Annotated in this window: 16 protein-coding genes and 2 pseudogenes; 5 read left to right on the plus strand and 13 right to left on the minus strand. The window is 64.4% G+C overall.

The window, feature by feature from the left end; translation table 11 throughout:
• Positions 1 to 24 precede the first annotated feature (24 nt).
• Together MB901379_RS08750 and MB901379_RS08755 are read right to left on the minus strand one after the other, a co-directional pair.
• Complete coding sequence (locus MB901379_RS08750) at positions 25 to 1,050, minus strand: alpha/beta fold hydrolase (RefSeq protein ID WP_158016261.1); 1,026 nt, start codon at positions 1,048 to 1,050, stop codon at positions 25 to 27.
• A gap of 43 nt (positions 1,051 to 1,093) precedes the next feature.
• On the minus strand, positions 1,094 to 2,071 hold the full coding sequence (locus MB901379_RS08755; RefSeq protein ID WP_158016262.1) for a proteasome assembly chaperone family protein: 978 nt from the start codon (positions 2,069 to 2,071) through the stop codon (positions 1,094 to 1,096).
• 393 nt (positions 2,072 to 2,464) lie between these two features.
• Between MB901379_RS08755 and MB901379_RS24510 the strand changes: the two genes are divergently transcribed.
• Complete coding sequence (locus MB901379_RS24510) at positions 2,465 to 2,878, plus strand: trypsin-like serine peptidase (RefSeq protein WP_158019043.1); 414 nt, start codon at positions 2,465 to 2,467, stop codon at positions 2,876 to 2,878.
• An 11-nt stretch (positions 2,879 to 2,889) separates the two neighbouring features.
• On the opposite strand, the gene sthA is transcribed toward MB901379_RS24510, so the two are convergent.
• Positions 2,890 to 4,296: a Si-specific NAD(P)(+) transhydrogenase gene (gene sthA, locus MB901379_RS08765; protein WP_158019044.1), complete on the minus strand. Its 1,407-nt coding sequence runs from the start codon at positions 4,294 to 4,296 to the stop codon at positions 2,890 to 2,892.
• A gap of 113 nt (positions 4,297 to 4,409) precedes the next feature.
• Between sthA and MB901379_RS08770 the strand changes: the two genes are divergently transcribed.
• Entirely contained in the window at positions 4,410 to 5,477 is a 1,068-nt protein-coding gene (locus MB901379_RS08770) for a DUF4192 domain-containing protein (protein WP_158016263.1), read from the plus strand.
• A 1-nt stretch (position 5,478) separates the two neighbouring features.
• On the opposite strand, the gene ideR is transcribed toward MB901379_RS08770, so the two are convergent.
• From ideR to MB901379_RS08785, 3 genes are all read right to left on the minus strand, one after another.
• Entirely contained in the window at positions 5,479 to 6,171 is a 693-nt protein-coding gene (gene ideR / locus MB901379_RS08775; protein WP_158016264.1) for an iron-dependent transcriptional regulator IdeR, read from the minus strand.
• A gap of 142 nt (positions 6,172 to 6,313) precedes the next feature.
• The gene (gene sigB / locus MB901379_RS08780; RefSeq protein ID WP_158019045.1) at positions 6,314 to 7,285 is read right to left on the minus strand and encodes a sigma-70 family RNA polymerase sigma factor SigB; all 972 of its coding nucleotides are present in this window, start codon (positions 7,283 to 7,285) and stop codon (positions 6,314 to 6,316) included.
• Positions 7,286 to 7,434: 149 nt separating this feature from the next.
• On the minus strand, positions 7,435 to 7,875 hold the full coding sequence (locus MB901379_RS08785; RefSeq protein ID WP_158016265.1) for a DUF3099 domain-containing protein: 441 nt from the start codon (positions 7,873 to 7,875) through the stop codon (positions 7,435 to 7,437).
• 45 nt (positions 7,876 to 7,920) lie between these two features.
• Between MB901379_RS08785 and MB901379_RS08790 the strand changes: the two genes are divergently transcribed.
• On the plus strand, positions 7,921 to 8,160 hold the full coding sequence (locus MB901379_RS08790; protein WP_197717877.1) for a DUF3039 domain-containing protein: 240 nt from the start codon (positions 7,921 to 7,923) through the stop codon (positions 8,158 to 8,160).
• Here MB901379_RS08790 and MB901379_RS08795 read toward each other — a convergent pair whose 3' ends face one another.
• Together MB901379_RS08795 and MB901379_RS08800 are read right to left on the minus strand one after the other, a co-directional pair.
• Positions 8,161 to 9,138 carry a YihY/virulence factor BrkB family protein gene (locus tag MB901379_RS08795; protein WP_158016267.1) on the minus strand — a complete coding sequence of 326 codons (978 nt, stop codon included), beginning with the start codon at positions 9,136 to 9,138 and terminating at the stop codon, positions 8,161 to 8,163.
• 65 nt (positions 9,139 to 9,203) lie between these two features.
• Complete coding sequence (locus MB901379_RS08800; protein ID WP_158016268.1) at positions 9,204 to 9,389, minus strand: DUF7455 domain-containing protein; 186 nt, start codon at positions 9,387 to 9,389, stop codon at positions 9,204 to 9,206.
• Positions 9,390 to 9,515: 126 nt separating this feature from the next.
• On the opposite strand from MB901379_RS08800, the pseudogene MB901379_RS08805 reads away from it, so the two are divergent.
• Positions 9,516 to 9,875 (plus strand): annotated as a pseudogene (locus MB901379_RS08805) (DUF952 domain-containing protein); the annotation flags it as partial.
• Here the strand turns inward: MB901379_RS08805 and MB901379_RS08810 are convergent.
• The 4 genes and pseudogenes from MB901379_RS08810 to ppgK form a co-directional block, all read right to left on the minus strand.
• Positions 9,871 to 10,297 (minus strand): annotated as a pseudogene (locus MB901379_RS08810) (RidA family protein); the annotation flags it as partial. The pseudogenes MB901379_RS08805 and MB901379_RS08810 overlap by 5 nt on opposite strands.
• A gap of 126 nt (positions 10,298 to 10,423) precedes the next feature.
• Positions 10,424 to 12,385: a PE domain-containing protein gene (locus tag MB901379_RS08815; RefSeq protein ID WP_158016271.1), complete on the minus strand. Its 1,962-nt coding sequence runs from the start codon at positions 12,383 to 12,385 to the stop codon at positions 10,424 to 10,426.
• A gap of 153 nt (positions 12,386 to 12,538) precedes the next feature.
• Positions 12,539 to 14,101: an RNA polymerase sigma factor gene (locus tag MB901379_RS08820; protein WP_158019046.1), complete on the minus strand. Its 1,563-nt coding sequence runs from the start codon at positions 14,099 to 14,101 to the stop codon at positions 12,539 to 12,541.
• 178 nt (positions 14,102 to 14,279) lie between these two features.
• On the minus strand, positions 14,280 to 15,074 hold the full coding sequence (ppgK, locus tag MB901379_RS08825; RefSeq protein WP_158016272.1) for a polyphosphate--glucose phosphotransferase: 795 nt from the start codon (positions 15,072 to 15,074) through the stop codon (positions 14,280 to 14,282).
• 139 nt (positions 15,075 to 15,213) lie between these two features.
• On the opposite strand from ppgK, the gene MB901379_RS08830 reads away from it, so the two are divergent.
• Complete coding sequence (locus tag MB901379_RS08830; protein ID WP_158016273.1) at positions 15,214 to 16,086, plus strand: inositol monophosphatase family protein; 873 nt, start codon at positions 15,214 to 15,216, stop codon at positions 16,084 to 16,086.
• A 5-nt stretch (positions 16,087 to 16,091) separates the two neighbouring features.
• Here MB901379_RS08830 and cei read toward each other — a convergent pair whose 3' ends face one another.
• Positions 16,092 to 16,745 carry an envelope integrity protein Cei gene (gene cei, locus MB901379_RS08835; RefSeq protein ID WP_158016274.1) on the minus strand — a complete coding sequence of 218 codons (654 nt, stop codon included), beginning with the start codon at positions 16,743 to 16,745 and terminating at the stop codon, positions 16,092 to 16,094.
• Positions 16,746 to 16,875: the final 130 nt, after the last annotated feature.

Below are 16,875 nucleotides of genomic sequence, written 5' to 3' on the forward strand. Positions count from 1 at the left end.
GCGAACTGGCCGCGGGCGGGCCCTCTAGGTGGCGCTGCGTTCGTCAGAACCCATGGCGCTGAGCACGGCGACACGTGTGTCGTGCGGGCCCGAGACGGTGCCTTCTCCACCGCCGTTGCGGAGCAACTCCCGCAGGGCGGACTGATCATATTCGGGGGGCTCGGTGGTGTCGATGAAGTGCTCGACAAGGTCGATGAAGCGGGCGGCGTCGTCGTGAAACGGGAAATGGCCGGAGCTCTCAAAGATTTCCAACTGGGAACCGGGCATTGCGGCGTGAGCCATTAAGGCGTGTCGGACGGGGACGACAACGTCCCGGCCGCCCCAGATGATCAGCACCGGGATGGCCTGGGTCAAATAACATCGGTCCAGCATGGTGACGATCTGCCCGCGCCAGTCCACTACCGCCCGCAGGGTGCGGGTGAACGCCGAGGAGGCCGTCGGCTCCGGCAAGTCGTCTAGGATCCGTAAGACATTGGGGATGTCTTGTCCGATTGCGGTTGAGCCCAGTGCCAGGCCCACCACGCGCCCAAGCAACTGCACCGTGGGCAGCACCATGGGTAACCGCAACAATGCCAGCGCTTCGGCGCCCATCGGCAATGAGGCCAACCGGAACACGACGTTGACGTCCTTGGTGACACCGCCGGCGCCGACCAAAACCAGCCGATCGACCAGGTGGGGGAATTGGTAGGCGAATTGCATCGCCACCCCACCACCCAACGAATGCCCGACGATGGTGACGCGTTCGATGTCGAGCACGCTCAACAGATCACGCATGCCGTTGGCATAAGCGGCGATCGAATAGTCCGCACGCGGTTTGTCGGACTTCCCATGGCCCAACAGGTCTGGGGCGATGACAGTGAACCGCTGCGCAAGTTTGGCGTGGATTCCCGTCCAGGTAGTGGAATTGTCCCCGATGCCGTGGATCAGCAGGATCGCCGGACCGGATCCGGCGATGCGAAACGCGCGCTTGTAACCGTGAACGGTGCGGAACTGTAGCGAAGGCGCAGTCACTTCTCGCACCGGACGAAGTTTCCGCTTACGCTCACTCATCTCGGCAACCTCATTGTCAGGCCGACTGGGGGCTCTTGGGGCGTTACGCCTGGTCGTCGTCGTCGAACTTCTTCTCTGCCTGCTGAGCCAGAAATCGCTCGAACTCAGCACCCAGCTCATCGCCGCTAGGCAGATCCTCGTCGCGCGTTAGCAACGATCTGTTTTCCTGAGCGTCGATGAAGGCATCGTACTGGCGCTCAAGGGCGGCCACCACTTGAGCGACTTCTGCGCTTGCCTGCACCTGTTCGTCGATCTTGTTGCGGATCTCCGCCGCAGCTTCGGTAAGTGCCGTCAGCGGCAGTTCCAACGATCCCGTCTTGGCTACCTGTTCCAGCAGCGCATGGGCGGCCGCTGGGTAGTCGGTTTGCGTCAGGTAGTGGGGGACGTGCACGGTGAACCCGACAACCTCGTGGCCATGCTTGGCCATTCGGTACTCCAACAGGTTCGACGCGCTGGCGGGTACCTGGATTTCGGAGATCCACGGCTGAAAGTCGGCGATCAGCTCCGGGTTGTTGGAGTGTGCGGTCAGGGTAATCGGTCGGGTGTGTGGCACCGCCATGGGAACGGTGCCCAAACCGATGGTCTGCCGTACCCCCAACCGTTCGGATAGGAGGCGCACCGCGGTGATGAAACGCTCCCATTTCAGGTCCGGCTCCATGCCGGCCAGCAGCAGGAACGGGGTGCCGGCCGTGTCACGCAGCGCGTACAGGCTGAGCTCTGGATCGTCATAGCTGGTGAAGTGGTCGGTCTTGAACGTCATCAGCGGTCGCCGCGAGCGGTAGTCCAACAGTTCGTCGATCGCAAAGGATGCGACCAGTTCGGTATCGAGGGCGGCCTTGAGGTGGGCTGCGGCCAGTCGAATCGCGTGACCAGCGTCGGAAAAGCCCTCCAACGCGTGCACCAATACCGGGCCACGGCCGTCGGACGTGGACAACTGGGGGGCCGGGAACTCCAGCTCGTACATGCCGGATTGGCCGGGTTGGTAATCCTGCGCCTCGTCTCGACCTGGATCGTGCGCCATGGGTGTTGCCTCCTTTCGGGGGTCTGACCAGGGTGCCCTGTCTAGTGTCCCTCATATCGACGGGCCCCATAATCGAACAGCGAACTCATTTGTGCGCATACGGGGGTAACGCGTATTCGTCGTGCGGTGTTCGCCCGAGCGTGGCACCGGGTGGTCAGGCATGATGGTCACCGATGCGCACCGTGGCGGTAGTGCTTAATCTGCCGGTCAGCGTGGCGATGCTACTCACATCATGCAACCGGCCAGCTAATGATGCCTTCATCCCCAGCGAGCCGGAAACGCGGGGCAGGGTGTCAGATGGGCAGTTCGGCCCGCTGGACGACCATCAGCGGGTAGCCAACCCGGTGGATCCGGATCCGCGCGTGGGCGCAATCCTTCCTCGACGATGGCCCGATCCACGTATGCACCGGTTCGGTGGTGCATTCTGCGGGCGGCGACCTGGTTGTGACCGCCGCACATTGCCTGCCGGGCGGCGATACGCAGGCGTTTTTCGTCCCTGGTCTGTCCGGGGACGACACGCCGTCTGGCAGGTGGCAGGTTGACCAGGTCTATTTCGATGCACGCTGGATCGCCAGCATGGATCCGTGGGCCGATTACGCGATCGCACGGGTGAGCGGCGACGGACCGGTGGCGGCACAGGTCGGCCCCGCGTGGTCGTTGGGCGTTGCGCCTGCCGCGGGCACCCGTGTGACCGTAGCCGGCTACCCGGCCGGCGTGGGCGGCCGGCCCATCGCCTGTGCGGGCCACACCGGTGTTGCCGCGGGCGGCTTTCCATCGTTGGCATGTGACGGACTGGTTGAGGGCTAGGACATCTGCGATCAGCGACGGAACTGGTTGAGTGCGCGCATCTTGTTCATCACGTCCAGCGCCGCGTTCTTGTATGCCTCCGAGAATGTGGGGTAGTTGAAGACGGCGTCTACCAAATATTCCACCGTGCCACCACACCCCATGACGGCCTGTCCGATGTGGACCATCTCGGTGGCGCTGGTGCCGAAGATGTGCACACCGAGCAGGGTGAGGTCCTCGGTTGACACCAGCAGTTTGAGCATGCCGTACGAGTCGCCGGCGATCTGGCCCCGGGCCAGCTCGCGGTACCGCGCCACGCCGACTTCGTACGGAATGGCGTTTTTGGTCAGTTCGACTTCGGTCGCGCCCACATAGGACACCTCGGGTATCGAGTAAATGCCGATCGGCTGCAATTCGGTGATGCCGTCGGTCGGTTCGCCGAATGCGTGGTAGGCGGCCAGTCGGCCCTGTTCCATGGATGTCGCCGCCAGGGCGGGGAAGCCAATAACATCGCCAACGGCGTAGATGTGCTCCACCTTGGTCTTGAACTTTTCGTCGACCCAGATCCGTCCCCGGCCCTCGACCTCCAGGCCGGCGTTGTGCAGGTCGAGGTGGTCGGTTTGGCCCTGGCGTCCCGCGGAGTACATCACCGTCTCGGCGGGGATCTGTTTGCCGCTGGCCAGCGTGGTCACCGTGCCCGCCGAGCCGACGTCGACCGCGGTGACTTCCTCGCTGAACCGGAACGTCACGGCCAGGTCGCGCAGATGGAACTTCAGCGCTTCGACGACTTCGGGGTCGCAGAAGTCCAGCATGTTGTCCCGCTTTTCCACCACGGTCACCTTGGTGCCCAACGCGGCGAACATCGAGGCGTACTCGATCCCGATCACCCCGGCACCGACCACCACCATCGAGGACGGTAGTGATTTGAGGTCCAGGATTCCATCGGAGTCGAGCACCCGATCTTCGTCGAACTCGACCCCGGACGGCCGTGCTGGCCTGGTACCGGTGGCGATGACGATGTAATCGCCTGTGACAGTGGTCTTTTCCCGATGCGACTGGTCCTCGACCATGATGGTGTGCGGATCGATGAACCGGCCGTGGCCCACCAGCAGGTCGACGCGGTTGCGCATCAGCTGGTTGCGCACCACGTCGACTTCCTTGCCGATTACGTGCTGAGTTCGTGCCAGCAGGTCGGCGGGGGTGATCCGGTCCTTGACCCGATAGCTCGCCCCATAGAGTTCGCGCTGGTTCATGCCGGTGAGGTAGAGCACCGCCTCGCGCAACGTCTTTGACGGGATGGTGCCCGTATTGACGCAGACCCCACCCAGCATTCGGCCACGTTCGATGATGGCGACGGACTTACCCAATTTGGCCGAGGCGATGGCGGCCTTCTGGCCGCCAGGCCCAGAACCGAGAACCACCATGTCGTACTCGCGCATCGACCCCATGGAATAGACAGTAGAACGCACAGTGTGGAGTTCGTCCACAGGAGGGCGACTCAGCGGCGTGAATGCGCACCAGTTGACGGTGTAGGTCAGCAGCGTTGAGGCTTATGACCAAGCATCGAGCTGACTTTGAACTCAATCGCCCAGCAGCGCTGATCGCCGCACTTCCCGCCATCCTCGGCTTCGTGCCGGAAAGATCTCTGGTCCTGGTGACATTGGACGACGGAGAACTTGGGTCGGTCATGCGCGCCGACCTGACCGAGGAGCTTGCCGAACGGGTTGAGCACCTCGCCGAGCTCGCCGCTGCGGCGGCTCCCGCGGCCGCGATCGCGATCATCATCGACACGAGCGGAGCCCAATGTCCCGGATGCAACGAAAACTATCTGCGGCTGTGCGATGCGCTCAACGAGGCCCTTGCGCGGCGCGACGTTGTGCTCCTGGCTGCGCATGTGGTGGACCGGATCGCCGCGGGAGGCCGCTGGCATTGTGTCGACGGCTGCGGCTCCGGCGGCGTGATCGATGACCCGGGGGCATCCCCGTTGGCAGTTGCGGCCGTGCTGGACGGACGGCGACTCTATCCGCGGCGTGCCGATCTGCAGGCCGTCGTCGCGGTCGACGACTCGGAGCGGGCGGTTGCGTTAGGCCCCCAGCTAACGCAACAGGCGGCCCAGCGGGAAGCCGCACATCGTGCTGACCCTTCGAGCTGTAGACGTCGGGATGTGGAAAACGCGATAGCAGTCGCCGCCCGACTCGCCGACGGGCAGCCGCTGTCCGATCGGGAGTTGGTGCAGCTGGGGTGCGCGCTGACCGACGTCGAGGTGCGCGACACCCTCTATGCCCTTGCCGTCGGTGAGAACGCCGGCCAGGCAGAGTCGTTGTGGGCGGTCCTGGCACGTGCGCTCCCGGAGCCGTGGCGGGTGGAGGCGCTGGTGTTGCTTGCCTTCAGCGCGTATGCCCGCGGCGATGGGCCACTGGCCGGGGTGTCGCTGGAGGCCGCGCTTCGCGCCGCTCCGGGCCATCGGATGGCGGGCATGCTGGATTCCGCGTTGCAGTCAGGGCTGCGCCCGGAGCACATCCGTGAACTCGCGGGCACCGGCTACCAGCTGGCGAGGCGGCTCGGCGTGCGGTTGCCGGCGCAACGGGGCTTTGGCCCTTCGGGGCAATGCGCGGGGTAGATCAGACCTTCTCGACCTTGACGGCATGGGCCATCGCGTGCGTCAGGGTGACGTTCTCGTGGCCTGGGATGAGGATGGTGACCCCATCTCCCGGGCTGGTTTCGACAGTCACGCGGGCATTGGGCACAACGCCGGCGTCTTTGAGGCGCGTGATCAAATCGATGTCACCCTGAACGTGCTCGGTGAGCTGGCGAACGACGACGGCCACCGGGGATCCCGCGGGCAATTCCGTGAGGCGCACCAGGTTGGCATCGTCGGCACCGGATTTCGGGCCCACCCCTAGATCGAGCAAACCCGGAATCGGGTTGCCGAATGGCGAGGTGGTCGGGTTGTTGAGCACTTTGACCAGCCGGCGCTCGACATCCTCGCTCATCACGTGCTCCCAGCGGCACGCCTCGGCGTGTACTTCTTCCCACGGCAGGCCGATGACGTCGACGAGTAGGCGTTCGGCGAGCCGGTGCTTGCGCATCACGGCAATCGCTAGCGCGCGGCCTTTGTCGGTGAGTTCGAGGTGGCGATCACCGGCGACGCGCAGCAACCCATCGCGCTCCATCCGGGATACGGTCTGGCTGACGGTGGGACCGCTCTGGTCGAGTCGCTCGGCAATTCGGGCGCGCAGGGGCGTGACGCCCTCTTCCTCGAGGTCGTAGATCGTCCGCAGGTACATCTCGGTGGTATCAACCAAGTCGTTCATTCAGCATCCTCCGTTGCCGCCGAGTCTACTTGGCCAGCTGCCTACGTGGTTCTCCAAAACACCCCACTGCAGCAGTATGCCCGCCGCGCAGCGCGGCGGGCACACCGTCTAGCACCTAGCTTCTCAGAGGTGGGGCCGCACCTCAACTGGCGTATGACCGCAGCCGATCGGCGCGTTCGCCGTGGCGCAGCTTGCACATCACGTCACGCTCGATCTGGCGCACCCGTTCGCGGGAGAGGCCGAACAGCTTGCCGATCTGATCGAGGGTGCGTGGCTGGCCGTCGTCCAGGCCGAAACGCAGCCGGATCACCTGGTGTTCACGTTCGTCCAGGGTGGCGAGCACGCTACGGATATCGGTGTGCAGAAGTTCGGCGATGACCGCGTTCTCCGCCGACATTGCTTCGGCGTCCTCGATGAAATCACCCAATGGGGCTTCCTCTTCTGAACCAACCGGCATATCCAGGCTTACCGGGTCACGGCTGTGCTCAAGCAGGTCATTGATCTTCTCGACGGGAATGCCGGATTCGTTGGCCAGTTCCTCGTCGGTGGCTTCACGACCCAGATTCTGATGCATCTCTCGTTTGATCCGGGCCAGTTTGTTGACCTGTTCAACCAAATGAACCGGCAGCCGGATGGTGCGGCTCTGGTCGGCCATGCCGCGGGTGATGGCTTGGCGGATCCACCAGGTGGCGTACGTGGAGAACTTGAATCCCTTTGTGTAGTCGAACTTTTCCATCGCGCGGATCAGGCCCAGGTTGCCCTCTTGGATGAGATCCAGGAGCGGCATGCCGCGTCCGGTGTACCGCTTGGCCAGCGACACCACCAGTCGCAGGTTGGCCTCCAACAAGTGGCGACGTGCCTCCGCGCCATCGCGTACCACGGCGGCGAGTTCCCGTTTCCGGTTCTCGCCGAGGCGCTTACGGGTCTCCAATAGATGCTCGGCATACAGCCCCGCTTCGATTCGCTTGGCCAGTTCTACCTCGCCCGCGGCGTTGAGCAATGCCGTCTTGCCGATGCCGTTGAGATATACGCGCACCAAGTCCGCGGCAGGGCTTTGAGCATCCAGATCACTGTCAACCCGGCTTGTGGTGGCCCTTGTGGTTACGTTGGCCATAACGCCCTCCCGATCGGCTTGTGCTGTCATGAGGTCTAACGACAATCCCGATTGCAGAGTTCCCGGGAGCGCGCCATCTCACACCCCGTGACGTGCAGAAATGTGCCGATGACCTGAGAATGTCCTGAGAAGTGCGCCGCAGCACCGGCTTAGTCGGAACCCGGCCACCCGCGATCGTCCACGTTCCGGGAGTTGGGTTGCGGTGCCGAGTCCGGTCGGGCCGGCAGCGCCGGCCGCTCAGCGGTCGGGAACAGCGGGGTGCGCCGGCGGGCGTTGTCGAATCGTCGGGGCTCATCCGGGCTACGGGGTGGTCGGTCATTCGCGATGAGCACCGCCATCCACGGCAGCGGCACCGACACCGCCACGATCAGTAGCGAGATCAGGCCGTTGTGCCAGATGCCGTAGGCGACGGCGGCGAGGATGAGTGCGGGGATTCGAAACGCCATTAGCGTCAGGTACTTGCGCACCCGGGCGCGATGTTGCACCTCGTAGGAAGGCGCCGCTCCGGTGATCAGTACCGGGCGACCCGTTTCGTCGAAGTCGTCGAAACTCGGCTCCGAGTCTCGCTTCATCATTCCACTCTTGCACATCCAGCCGATTCCGGCAGGAGGCGGTCAGGAGGCACAATGTCAGCTATGGAGACGCAGACGATCGAACGCACCGATACCGAAGAACGCGTCGACGACGGCACCGGCAGCGATACCCCTAAGTACTTTCACTACGTCAAGAAAGACAAGATCGCCGAGAGTGCAGTCATGGGCAGCCACGTGGTGGCGCTGTGCGGTGAGGTCTTTCCCGTCACCCGCGCGGCCAAGCCCGGTTCGCCGGTGTGCCCGGACTGCAAACAGATCTACGAGCGGCTAAAGCGGGACTGATCAGGACGGGGGGTCGACCGCCGGCGCCTCAGCCTGAGACGACGCTGAATCGGCCGTTCCGGTGATGGCGGCGGTGCGTGCCTTTAGCCAGGTGCGCAGCCGGTGAGTATGTGTGGCCGGCGCCGGCCATTCCTCTTGGATGGAGGCATTGAGTTCGGCGCCGATCATGACCGCAAATCCACCGAAGAACGCGAACAACAAGAACGCGATCGGGGTGGACAGCGCGCCGTAGGTGTAGCCGGTGCTGGTGATCCACCCCAGGTAGAACCGCAGGCCTAACGTGGCGATCAGAAACACCACCATGGCCAGTACGGCTCCCAGTATTAGCCGATGAGTGGGCAGCGGTACCGGCAGCGCGACACGGTAGAGGATGATCACCCCGACCGTCAGCCCGACGATCAGCGCCGGGTAGTAGCCGTAGTGCAAGAGATTGGCGAGATTGTCCGGGATGTGTTCGCTAACCTTCCGCGGTCCCACCACCGCTACCGGCGCCATCGCCACGACGAACACCAGCATTACGACGTAGAGAAACAGGGCGAAGAACCGTTGCCGCACCGGGTGGCGCAGCGGAGTCTGGTCGTGCGCCGCGACCACTGCGTCGACGTATGACGAGATTGCCGACGATCCCGCCCATAGCGAGATCAAAAAACCCACCGAGACCACCTCACCGCGGGCGTTGGCGGTGATATCGCGAATGGTGGGTTCGATAATCTCGTTGACCACGCTGGGGGAGAAGAAGCGGTGGGTCGCGGAGATTATGGTTTTTTCAATCGCGGGTAGCGTGTCCTGGCCGAAAAGCGGTGCCACGTAGGCCAGGCTGCCCAGCATTCCCAACATCAGCGGCGGCAGCGACAGCGCCGACCAAAAGCCCGCCTGTGCCGATTCCGAGAAGATCGAGTCGTCCCAGCTCTTGGAGAGGGTTCTCAAACTGATGCGCCAGATGTGATGGCGGGACGGCGTGCGGACTTCGTCGCTCATACCAGTCCAGCATTACCGAAGACCGCTCGGCCTGCCGACATTGGCCCCGGGCGAGTTCGGCGCATCTACTGGTCGCTGACCTCCAGCACGGCGGCCAATTCGATGAGCTTGGCCTCGTGCTCGTTGGCGTGATGCTGACAGAAGAGAAGTTCGGCTCCGGAGGGCAGCTTGGCGCGCACCCGGGCCGCTGCTCCGCAGCGGTCGCAGCGGTCCGCTCTAGTCAGTTCGGGACTGGTCAGAGTTGCGTTCATGGCTTCTCCGTTCCTGGCGTAAGTTCACTCTGTCAGACGTATGGGGGTTTCGCCGTGTTCCCCGACCGCTATCAGGTGTGTCGTTTCTCACGAGTTTTCGGCCTGCGCGTCGGGCAAGCTGACGGTATGCCCTCAACTGGTTCCCCACATGGTTCCGCAACCGGTGATGTGCTGGTGCACATGTGCGGTGCCGAGGAATGGTCGCGTGCTCGTCACCGCGGCGGCATCCAGCTGCAGGCGGGCGCCCAGTTCATCCATCTGTCCACGCCCGACCAGGTACATCTACCGGCTAATCGGCTTTTCCGCGGGCGCGCAGACATGGTTCTGCTGCATATCGACCCCGCCGTTCTTGAGTCGCCGGTGCGGTGGGAACCGGGAGTGGCAACGGATCCGGAGGCGATGCTATTCCCACACCTGTATGGCCCATTGCCGGTGCAGGCAGTGGTCGAGGTGACCGCGTACCGGCCGGGCCCGGACGGCAGCTTCCCGTCGGGCGCGGGGCTTGAGCGCCCGCCCGGTAACTATCCGCAGGCTGAGTGCACATAGGCCTCGGCTTCGATCTCCACCAACAATTCGGGTGTGATGAGCGCGGAAACCTCGACCATAGTGGCAACCGGACGGATGTCGCCGAAGACCTGCGCGTGCACCTGGCCGACCTCGCGCCAGCGGGAGATATCGGTCACGTAGATGCGGGTTCGAATCACATCGGCAAGGGTGGCGCCCGCCTGCTCCAGTGCGACCTCGATGCGCCGTAATGCGTCTCGCGTCTGAGCCGCGATGTCACCGCCGGGTCCACTACCGGTAGTCCCGGCCACCGCGACGTGAGGTCCGACGCGCACGGCACGCGAATAGCCAACGGCTGATTCGAATTCAGATCCTGACGAAATGGTGGAGCGGCCGGCCGACATGGCCATCACGGTATGACGTAAACCGGCATGGGCGCAGCTTATTTTCTTGTGCTGCAGCTAAATACCGATTCGGCGGGACCTAGCACGGGGTGCAGGCACCACGACGGCGTTTTGCTGCAGCCGTTGCTAGGACGCGCTGGCGTACTGTCCGAAGATCCCGGAGAACTCGAACGGCGTTTGCTGCACTCCGCTGCCATTGTTGTTCGAAACCCCAATATCGCCCGTCTGATCGCGAGGTAGCTGCCACATGGAAAGTTGACCAATGTTGTTGTCCTGCGCGAAATCGGTCAACGTCTGGGCGTCGGTGAGGGTGAAGATCTCGCTGGTGTTGTCGTTGACTCCGATCATGGGCGTCACCCCGAGCATGGACCAGGCTTGATCGCTGCTGAGCGAGGGATACAGCGTCATCAACTGACCATGGGTGGCGGTCGCCGCGTTGACCGCTGCGGTACCCATCTGGGTGGTGCCGTCGTAGTAATCCATGGCCATGATGTTCACCGTGGAGACTTGTACGCCATTGGTGATAGCGGCGTTGATGGGGGCGGTGCTGTCGGCGGTCAGACCCGATGGCGTCACCGGAACGGTGTAGGAGACCGTGACGGGGGTGCCGTTGGCGGTACCCCACGCCTGCGCGAGGGCGATCGCCTGCGCCTGCAATGTCAGTGCTGAGCTGTTGGTCAAAATGGCGCCTTCATCGTCGAAATCGATGCTGTAGATGCTGTAGGTACTCATCACTTGTTGGTACTGCTGGGCCAGCTCGGCGGCGGTCACACCGTTGGTCGCGGCGTACACAGCGAGCGGGGTGCCGGCCTGGCCCCCAAACGAGATGGTCCCGGTGATGCCGGCGGCGTTCATGTTGGTGATCTGGTTATTGATGTACGAGATTTGGGAGCCGCCGGTGACGTCATAGGCCGTATATCCACCCCAGGCCGCTTGGCCATTTGCGTCGGCGGTGATAAACGCGAGCGTGACGTCTGTGATGCCCGCGTTGGCGGCGTCCTGGAAGTTGTATCCGGATCCGTCCGCGTAGGGATAGAGCGTGATATCGACATAGGGCTTGTACACCCCAGTCGAGCCTGTTCCGAGGATGCTGTCAGTGCCGTTGTGGCCGGCGATGCCGTTGTGACCGCCGGTACCACCCAACAACGCCTGGTTGGCACCGCCAGTACCACCGAGGCCGCCGTGGCCGCCGAGTCCCCCGCCGGTGCCGCCGTCGCCTCCGTTACCGCCGTTACCGCCGTTACCGCCGGCGCCGCCCAACAGCGCCTGATTGGCCCCACCGGCCCCGCCGGCTCCCGCATCGCCTCCGGCCGCACCGGGACCTCCGGTACCTCCGGCGCCCCCGGTACCTCCGGCACCGCCGGTTTCGGTTAGCGAAAACAGCTGGCGGTTGGCCCCGCCAATGCCGCCGGCACCACCGGCACCACCGGCCACGTTGCCGCCGGCGGCACCGGCACCACCGGCACCACCGGCACCGCCGTTGCCGCCGCCGATCAGCCCATTGGCACCGCCGTCACCACCATTGCCGCCAGGCCCACCGGCGGTCGTCGCGTCGCCTCCGGCGCCACCGTTGCCGCCACGGCCCCACAGGCCGGCCGATCCGCCGGCGCCGCCGGCGCCGCCGGGTGTCCCTGATCCGCCATTGCCGCCGTTGCCCCACAGCCATCCGCCGTCACCGCCGTTTTGCCCGGTACCCGGGGCCCCATGCGCGCCGTCGCCGATCAGCGGGCGCCCCGTGAGCGCCTGGCTGGGGGCGTTGATTGCGGCCAGCAAGTTCTGCTCGAGGGCCTGCAGCGGCGAGGAACTAGCCGCTTCGGCGGCCGTATACGAGCTACTGGCGTTGTTCAACGCCGCCACGAACTGGGAGTGAAACGCCGACGCTCGCGCACTGAGTTCCTGAAACTGCTGGGCATGTCCGCTGAAGAATTGCGCGATCGCCGCCGATACCTCGTCCTGTGCCGCGGCCAACACCTGCGTCGTCGACGGGGCAGCCGTCAAATTCGCCGACCGAATCGCGTTTCCGAGTCCGGCTAAATCCGACGACACCGTGGTCAAAGCCTCGGGCGTTGCCAACACATAAGAGGACATCCGCGACCTCCCGGGAACCGTTAGAGCTGTCGACGAGTACCAAACGATTCCGTACAGTATGGTCTCGCACCATAGCCCAGGGCAATGATCGGCAACGATACCGGCAAGATCGCGACCATGTGCGGCACAACGCGCGCGATGTCTGAGGAGGCGTCAGTCCAGGTAGTCGCGCAGAACCTGGGAACGACTCGGGTGGCGCAGCTTCGACATCGTCTTGGACTCGATCTGCCTGATCCGTTCCCGGGTTACTCCGTAGACCTGGCCGATCTCGTCCAGGGTGCGAGGCTGGCCGTCGGTGAGGCCGAAGCGCAGTCGTACTACGCCGGCCTCGCGTTCGGAGAGTGTGTCGAGCACCGACTGCAGCTGATCTTGCAGGAGCGTGAACGACACCGCGTCGACGGCCACCACCGCTTCGCTGTCTTCGATGAAGTCGCCGAGCTGGCTGTCGCCTTCGTCACCGATGGTCTGGTCCAGCGAGATCGGTTCCCGGGCGTACTGCTGGATCTCCAGCACCTTCTCCGGGGTGATGTCCATTTCTTTGGCCAGCTCCTCGGGCGTGGGCTCGCGGCCCAGGTCCTGAAGCAGCTCGCGCTGGATGCGACCCAGTTTGTTGATCACCTCGACCATGTGCACCGGGATCCGGATGGTGCGGGCCTGGTCGGCCATGGCACGGGTGATGGCCTGGCGGATCCACCACGTCGCGTAGGTGGAGAACTTGTAGCCCTTGGTGTAGTCGAACTTTTCCACCGCACGGATCAGGCCCAGGTTGCCCTCCTGGATCAGGTCGAGAAATGCCATCCCTCGGCCGGTGTAGCGCTTCGCCAGTGACACCACCAGCCGCAGGTTGGCTTCCAGCAGATGGTTTTTGGCGCGATCACCGTCACGGCAGATCCACATCATGTCGCGGCGCTGGGCGGCGGGCAGCTTCTCGCCACGATCGGTTAACTCGGTCATCAGCTGTGTGGCGTACAGCCCGGCTTCGATCCGTTTTGCCAGCTCAACCTCTTCCTCGGCGTTGAGCAGAGCCACCTTGCCGATCTGTTTGAGGTAAGCGCGCACCGAGTCGGCGGAAGCGGTGAGTTCGGCGTCCTTGCGGGCTTGGCGCAGCGCCTCTGACTCGTCTTCATCCCACACGAAATCGCCGGACGCCTTGTCCTTTTCGCTCGGCTCGGCGATCTCCTCTTCCTCGTCGGCGGGAGTTCTCGGCTTCGCAGCCTTGGGTGCTGCCTCGTCTTCGGTGTCCGCGGTGTCATCCTCGGCGTCGTCGCCATCATCTTCGTCGGCCTCGTCCGAGTCGAGGTCAGCGTCGTCGCCGTCTTCGAGGTCGTCGAGGCCAAGGTTGGCCTCGAGTTCGAGGTCGTCGTCAGGCTCAACGTCGATGTCGGGATCGTCGTCAAGGTCCTCAGCGGTGTCCAGCTCGATGTCCGGATCCGCCGACGCATCCCTTCCGTCAGCCGCCTTGGACCCGCGGGCGGCAGGCGACTTGGCGCCTTTGGCCGCCGCACGGGTCTTCTTCGGGCTGTCGCTCGTCGTGGCGTCTTCGGGCGCCGATGCGTCCTTGGCCGTCCGGCCCGCTGCCTTTACGGCCCGCTTAGCGGGGGGAGAGCCATTGGCGGCTTTCGCCGCGGGTCGCTTCGCGCCGGCTTTGGCCGGGGACTTGGTGGCGGTGCGTTTCACCGGCTCACCGGTCGCCTGGCTGGCCTTGGTCGCTGCCACATACACCCCTTCGGTCGTACTCACTTCCGGTTGGGTCTGGGCGTGCTTAACCGAAAGTGTCTGCTATGTCGAATGTCGGCGTTTGATATCAGCGTGAATACTCGCGCGCTATCGGTTGGGCGGTCGCCGACGACCATTGTAACTTCAACCCGCACCAGTACTGGCCCAGCGGGCAAATTCAGTGCGTCACGTCGGTGGTAGACGCCATGGCCGCCCCGACGATCCCGGCCGCGTTTTGCAGGGCGGCGGGTACGACGGGGGTGCGGTTTTCCAGCAGGTGCACCCACTTGTCGGCCTTGCGGCTGATACCGCCGCCGGCGATGAAAAGGTCAGGCCAGATTGCGTTCTCAATGGCGACCAGGACCCGCGTCACCTGCTTGGTCCACTTTTCGTAGCTCCAGCCTTTTCTTTCCTTGACCGATGACGCGGCTCGTTGCTCGGCCTCCCTACCGCCGACCTCGAGGTGCCCGAATTCGGTGTTGGGAATCAACGTGCCGTTGTGGATCAGCGCGGACCCGATTCCGGTTCCGAAGGTGAGCAGCACAACGAGCCCAGCGTGGCCTTTTCCGGCGCCGTAGCGTTCTTCGGCCAGGCCGGCCGCATCGGCATCGTTGAGGACCGTCACGTGTTGACCGTTGAGTTCGGCGCTGATGACATCGCGCGCGTTGGTGCCGATCCAGGTCTTGTCGACATTGGCCGCCGTCTGGACGATGCCATGCGTGACAACGCCGGGATAGGTCACTCCGAGTGGGCCGGTCCAGCCGAATGCGTCAACGACCTCGGCGATGGTTTTGGCAACCGCCGACGGAGTGGCCGGTTGCGGGGTCAGAAGTTTGATGCGCTCGCCGATTAGCTGGCCGGTGTCCAAATCGACGATTGCGCCCTTGATACCGCTGCCGCCGACGTCGATTCCGAAGCCACGACGTTGCGGTGCGGCACCAGCGATTTCGGACAAGGGGTCGGGGCTGGTCATCGGACCTCCTCGGCGAGACGTTTGTGTCCGATCACCTTAGCCCGGCGACGATGCGGGCTGAGCCCGCTGAGGAGTGGGCGAGGTGGGTTGGGCCGGCGACGATGCGGGCTGAGTGCGGCGACTGTGATGCGATAGGGCGGTGACACGACCTGACAACGAGCCTGCCCGTCTACGTTCGGTTGCCGAAGCGCTCGCCGCTGAGGCGGCCGCATTCGTGCGCGCTCGGCGTGCCGAGGTATTTGGCCTGCGTCCGGCCGACGGTGCTGGTGGGGACGCAGTGCAGGCCAAGAGCACTCCGACCGATCCGGTCACCGTCGTCGACACTGAGACGGAACGGTTGCTGCGTGATCGTTTGGCTCAACTGCGGCCTGGGGACGCGATTTTGGGGGAGGAGGGGGGTGGGCCCGCCGGGCCGCTTGCTGCTCCCGCCGACGCCGTCACCTGGGTGCTTGACCCCATCGACGGCACCGTCAACTTCGTCTACGGCATCCCGGCATATGCGGTGTCGGTGGGGGTCGAAGTGGGTGGGGTGTCGGTGGCAGGGGCGGTCGCCGATGTTGTCGGTAACAGGGTCTATTCGGCGGCAATCGGCGGCGGCGCACACGTCACGGACGATCGGGGGACTCACGAATTGCACTGCGCCAAGGGCGATGATCTGTCGTTGGCGTTGTTGGGGACCGGATTCGCATATACACCGCAACGCCGTGCGGCCCAGGCCAACCTGTTGGCCCGGATGTTGCCAGTGGTGCGTGATGTGCGAAGGATCGGTTCGGCGGCGTTGGACCTGTGCATGGTTGCTGAAGGCCGGCTCGATGCCTACTACGAGCACGGGCTACAAGTGTGGGATCGCGCCGCCGGTGCGCTAATAGCCGCCGAGGCAGGAGCGCGCGTGGTGTTGCCCGCCCCGGATGTGCCTGGCGCCGGATTGGTGGTCGCCGCTGCGCCGGGAATTGCCGAGCAGCTGCTGGGGGCACTGGCGCAATTCAACGGCCTCGCCCCGATCCAGGATTGAAATCCTCAGCAGCTGTTGGCGTGGATCTTTGCCACCAGTTCGGCGTCAGGCGGCTCGCTGGCACCCGCGCGCAGGCTGGTGAGCACGGAGTCAATGTCGGCGTTGTGCGCCAAGGTGGTGAAGTCGGTGCCGAGGACCAGGTCGACGGAGTCATCGGCGCGGCTGTCGTGCAACAGCTCGGTGCACGGCGCCACCAGCCACACCGCGGCCGCCGTCGTTTGCCCGGCGGTGCCGAAGCGGATCTGGCCCTGACAATCCAGCCGGCTGCCGGCATAGACGGGGTCGTTGGCGGCGGTCGGTTGAGCGAAACCCAGATCCTGTAAGGCTCCCGCGATATCGGCCGCTTGGCCGCCCCGGCCGCTGGCGTTGAGCACATGGATCTTGGTTTCGCTGAGTTTCGCGGGTGCTACGTCGGTCATTTCGGTCCGCGACACCTGCTCGCCGAGATTGGTCGGCGCCGCCGTGCCGGTCGGCTGTGGTGGCGGATTACACACCGCGGCCTCTCGGACATCGCGTGGGCGGGTCAGGGCAGCGGTCCACACCACGCCGGTGGCGACCACCAATAGGACCAGCACAACAATGGCGGGTCGAGGATTGCGTCGCCGAAATGGCCGACCGTGTTTGTCAAAGGCGGTACCCTCGGTGATTTGTGCGACCACACGTGCACTCTAGTCCGCGCGCGAATCGCACGATTTTGCGGAGATCACAACGGTCGATGGTTAATGTGACGTAAATCACAGTTGAATCCTGCCCGATACGGGCACGAATCGTTTGGTGGATGCGTTCGAC

The organism is Mycobacterium basiliense (genome assembly GCF_900292015.1).
GTDB classification, from domain to species: domain Bacteria; phylum Actinomycetota; class Actinomycetes; order Mycobacteriales; family Mycobacteriaceae; genus Mycobacterium; species Mycobacterium basiliense.

Coding starts and splice junctions, on each gene's coding strand:
- MB901379_RS08750 (WP_158016261.1), bottom strand. CDS start 1,050: ATGAGTGAGCGTAAGCGGAAACTTCGTCCGGTGCGAGAAGTGACTGCG.
- MB901379_RS08755 (WP_158016262.1), bottom strand. CDS start 2,071: ATGGCGCACGATCCAGGTCGAGACGAGGCGCAGGATTACCAACCCGGC.
- sthA (WP_158019044.1), bottom strand. CDS start 4,296: ATGCGCGAGTACGACATGGTGGTTCTCGGTTCTGGGCCTGGCGGCCAG.
- MB901379_RS08770 (WP_158016263.1), top strand. CDS start 4,410: ATGACCAAGCATCGAGCTGACTTTGAACTCAATCGCCCAGCAGCGCTG.
- ideR (WP_158016264.1), bottom strand. CDS start 6,171: ATGAACGACTTGGTTGATACCACCGAGATGTACCTGCGGACGATCTAC.
- sigB (WP_158019045.1), bottom strand. CDS start 7,285: ATGGCCAACGTAACCACAAGGGCCACCACAAGCCGGGTTGACAGTGAT.
- MB901379_RS08785 (WP_158016265.1), bottom strand. CDS start 7,875: ATGTGCAAGAGTGGAATGATGAAGCGAGACTCGGAGCCGAGTTTCGAC.
- MB901379_RS08790 (WP_197717877.1), top strand. CDS start 7,921: ATGGAGACGCAGACGATCGAACGCACCGATACCGAAGAACGCGTCGAC.
- MB901379_RS08795 (WP_158016267.1), bottom strand. CDS start 9,138: ATGAGCGACGAAGTCCGCACGCCGTCCCGCCATCACATCTGGCGCATC.
- MB901379_RS08800 (WP_158016268.1), bottom strand. CDS start 9,389: ATGAACGCAACTCTGACCAGTCCCGAACTGACTAGAGCGGACCGCTGC.
- MB901379_RS08815 (WP_158016271.1), bottom strand. CDS start 12,385: ATGTCCTCTTATGTGTTGGCAACGCCCGAGGCTTTGACCACGGTGTCG.
- ppgK (WP_158016272.1), bottom strand. CDS start 15,074: ATGACCAGCCCCGACCCCTTGTCCGAAATCGCTGGTGCCGCACCGCAA.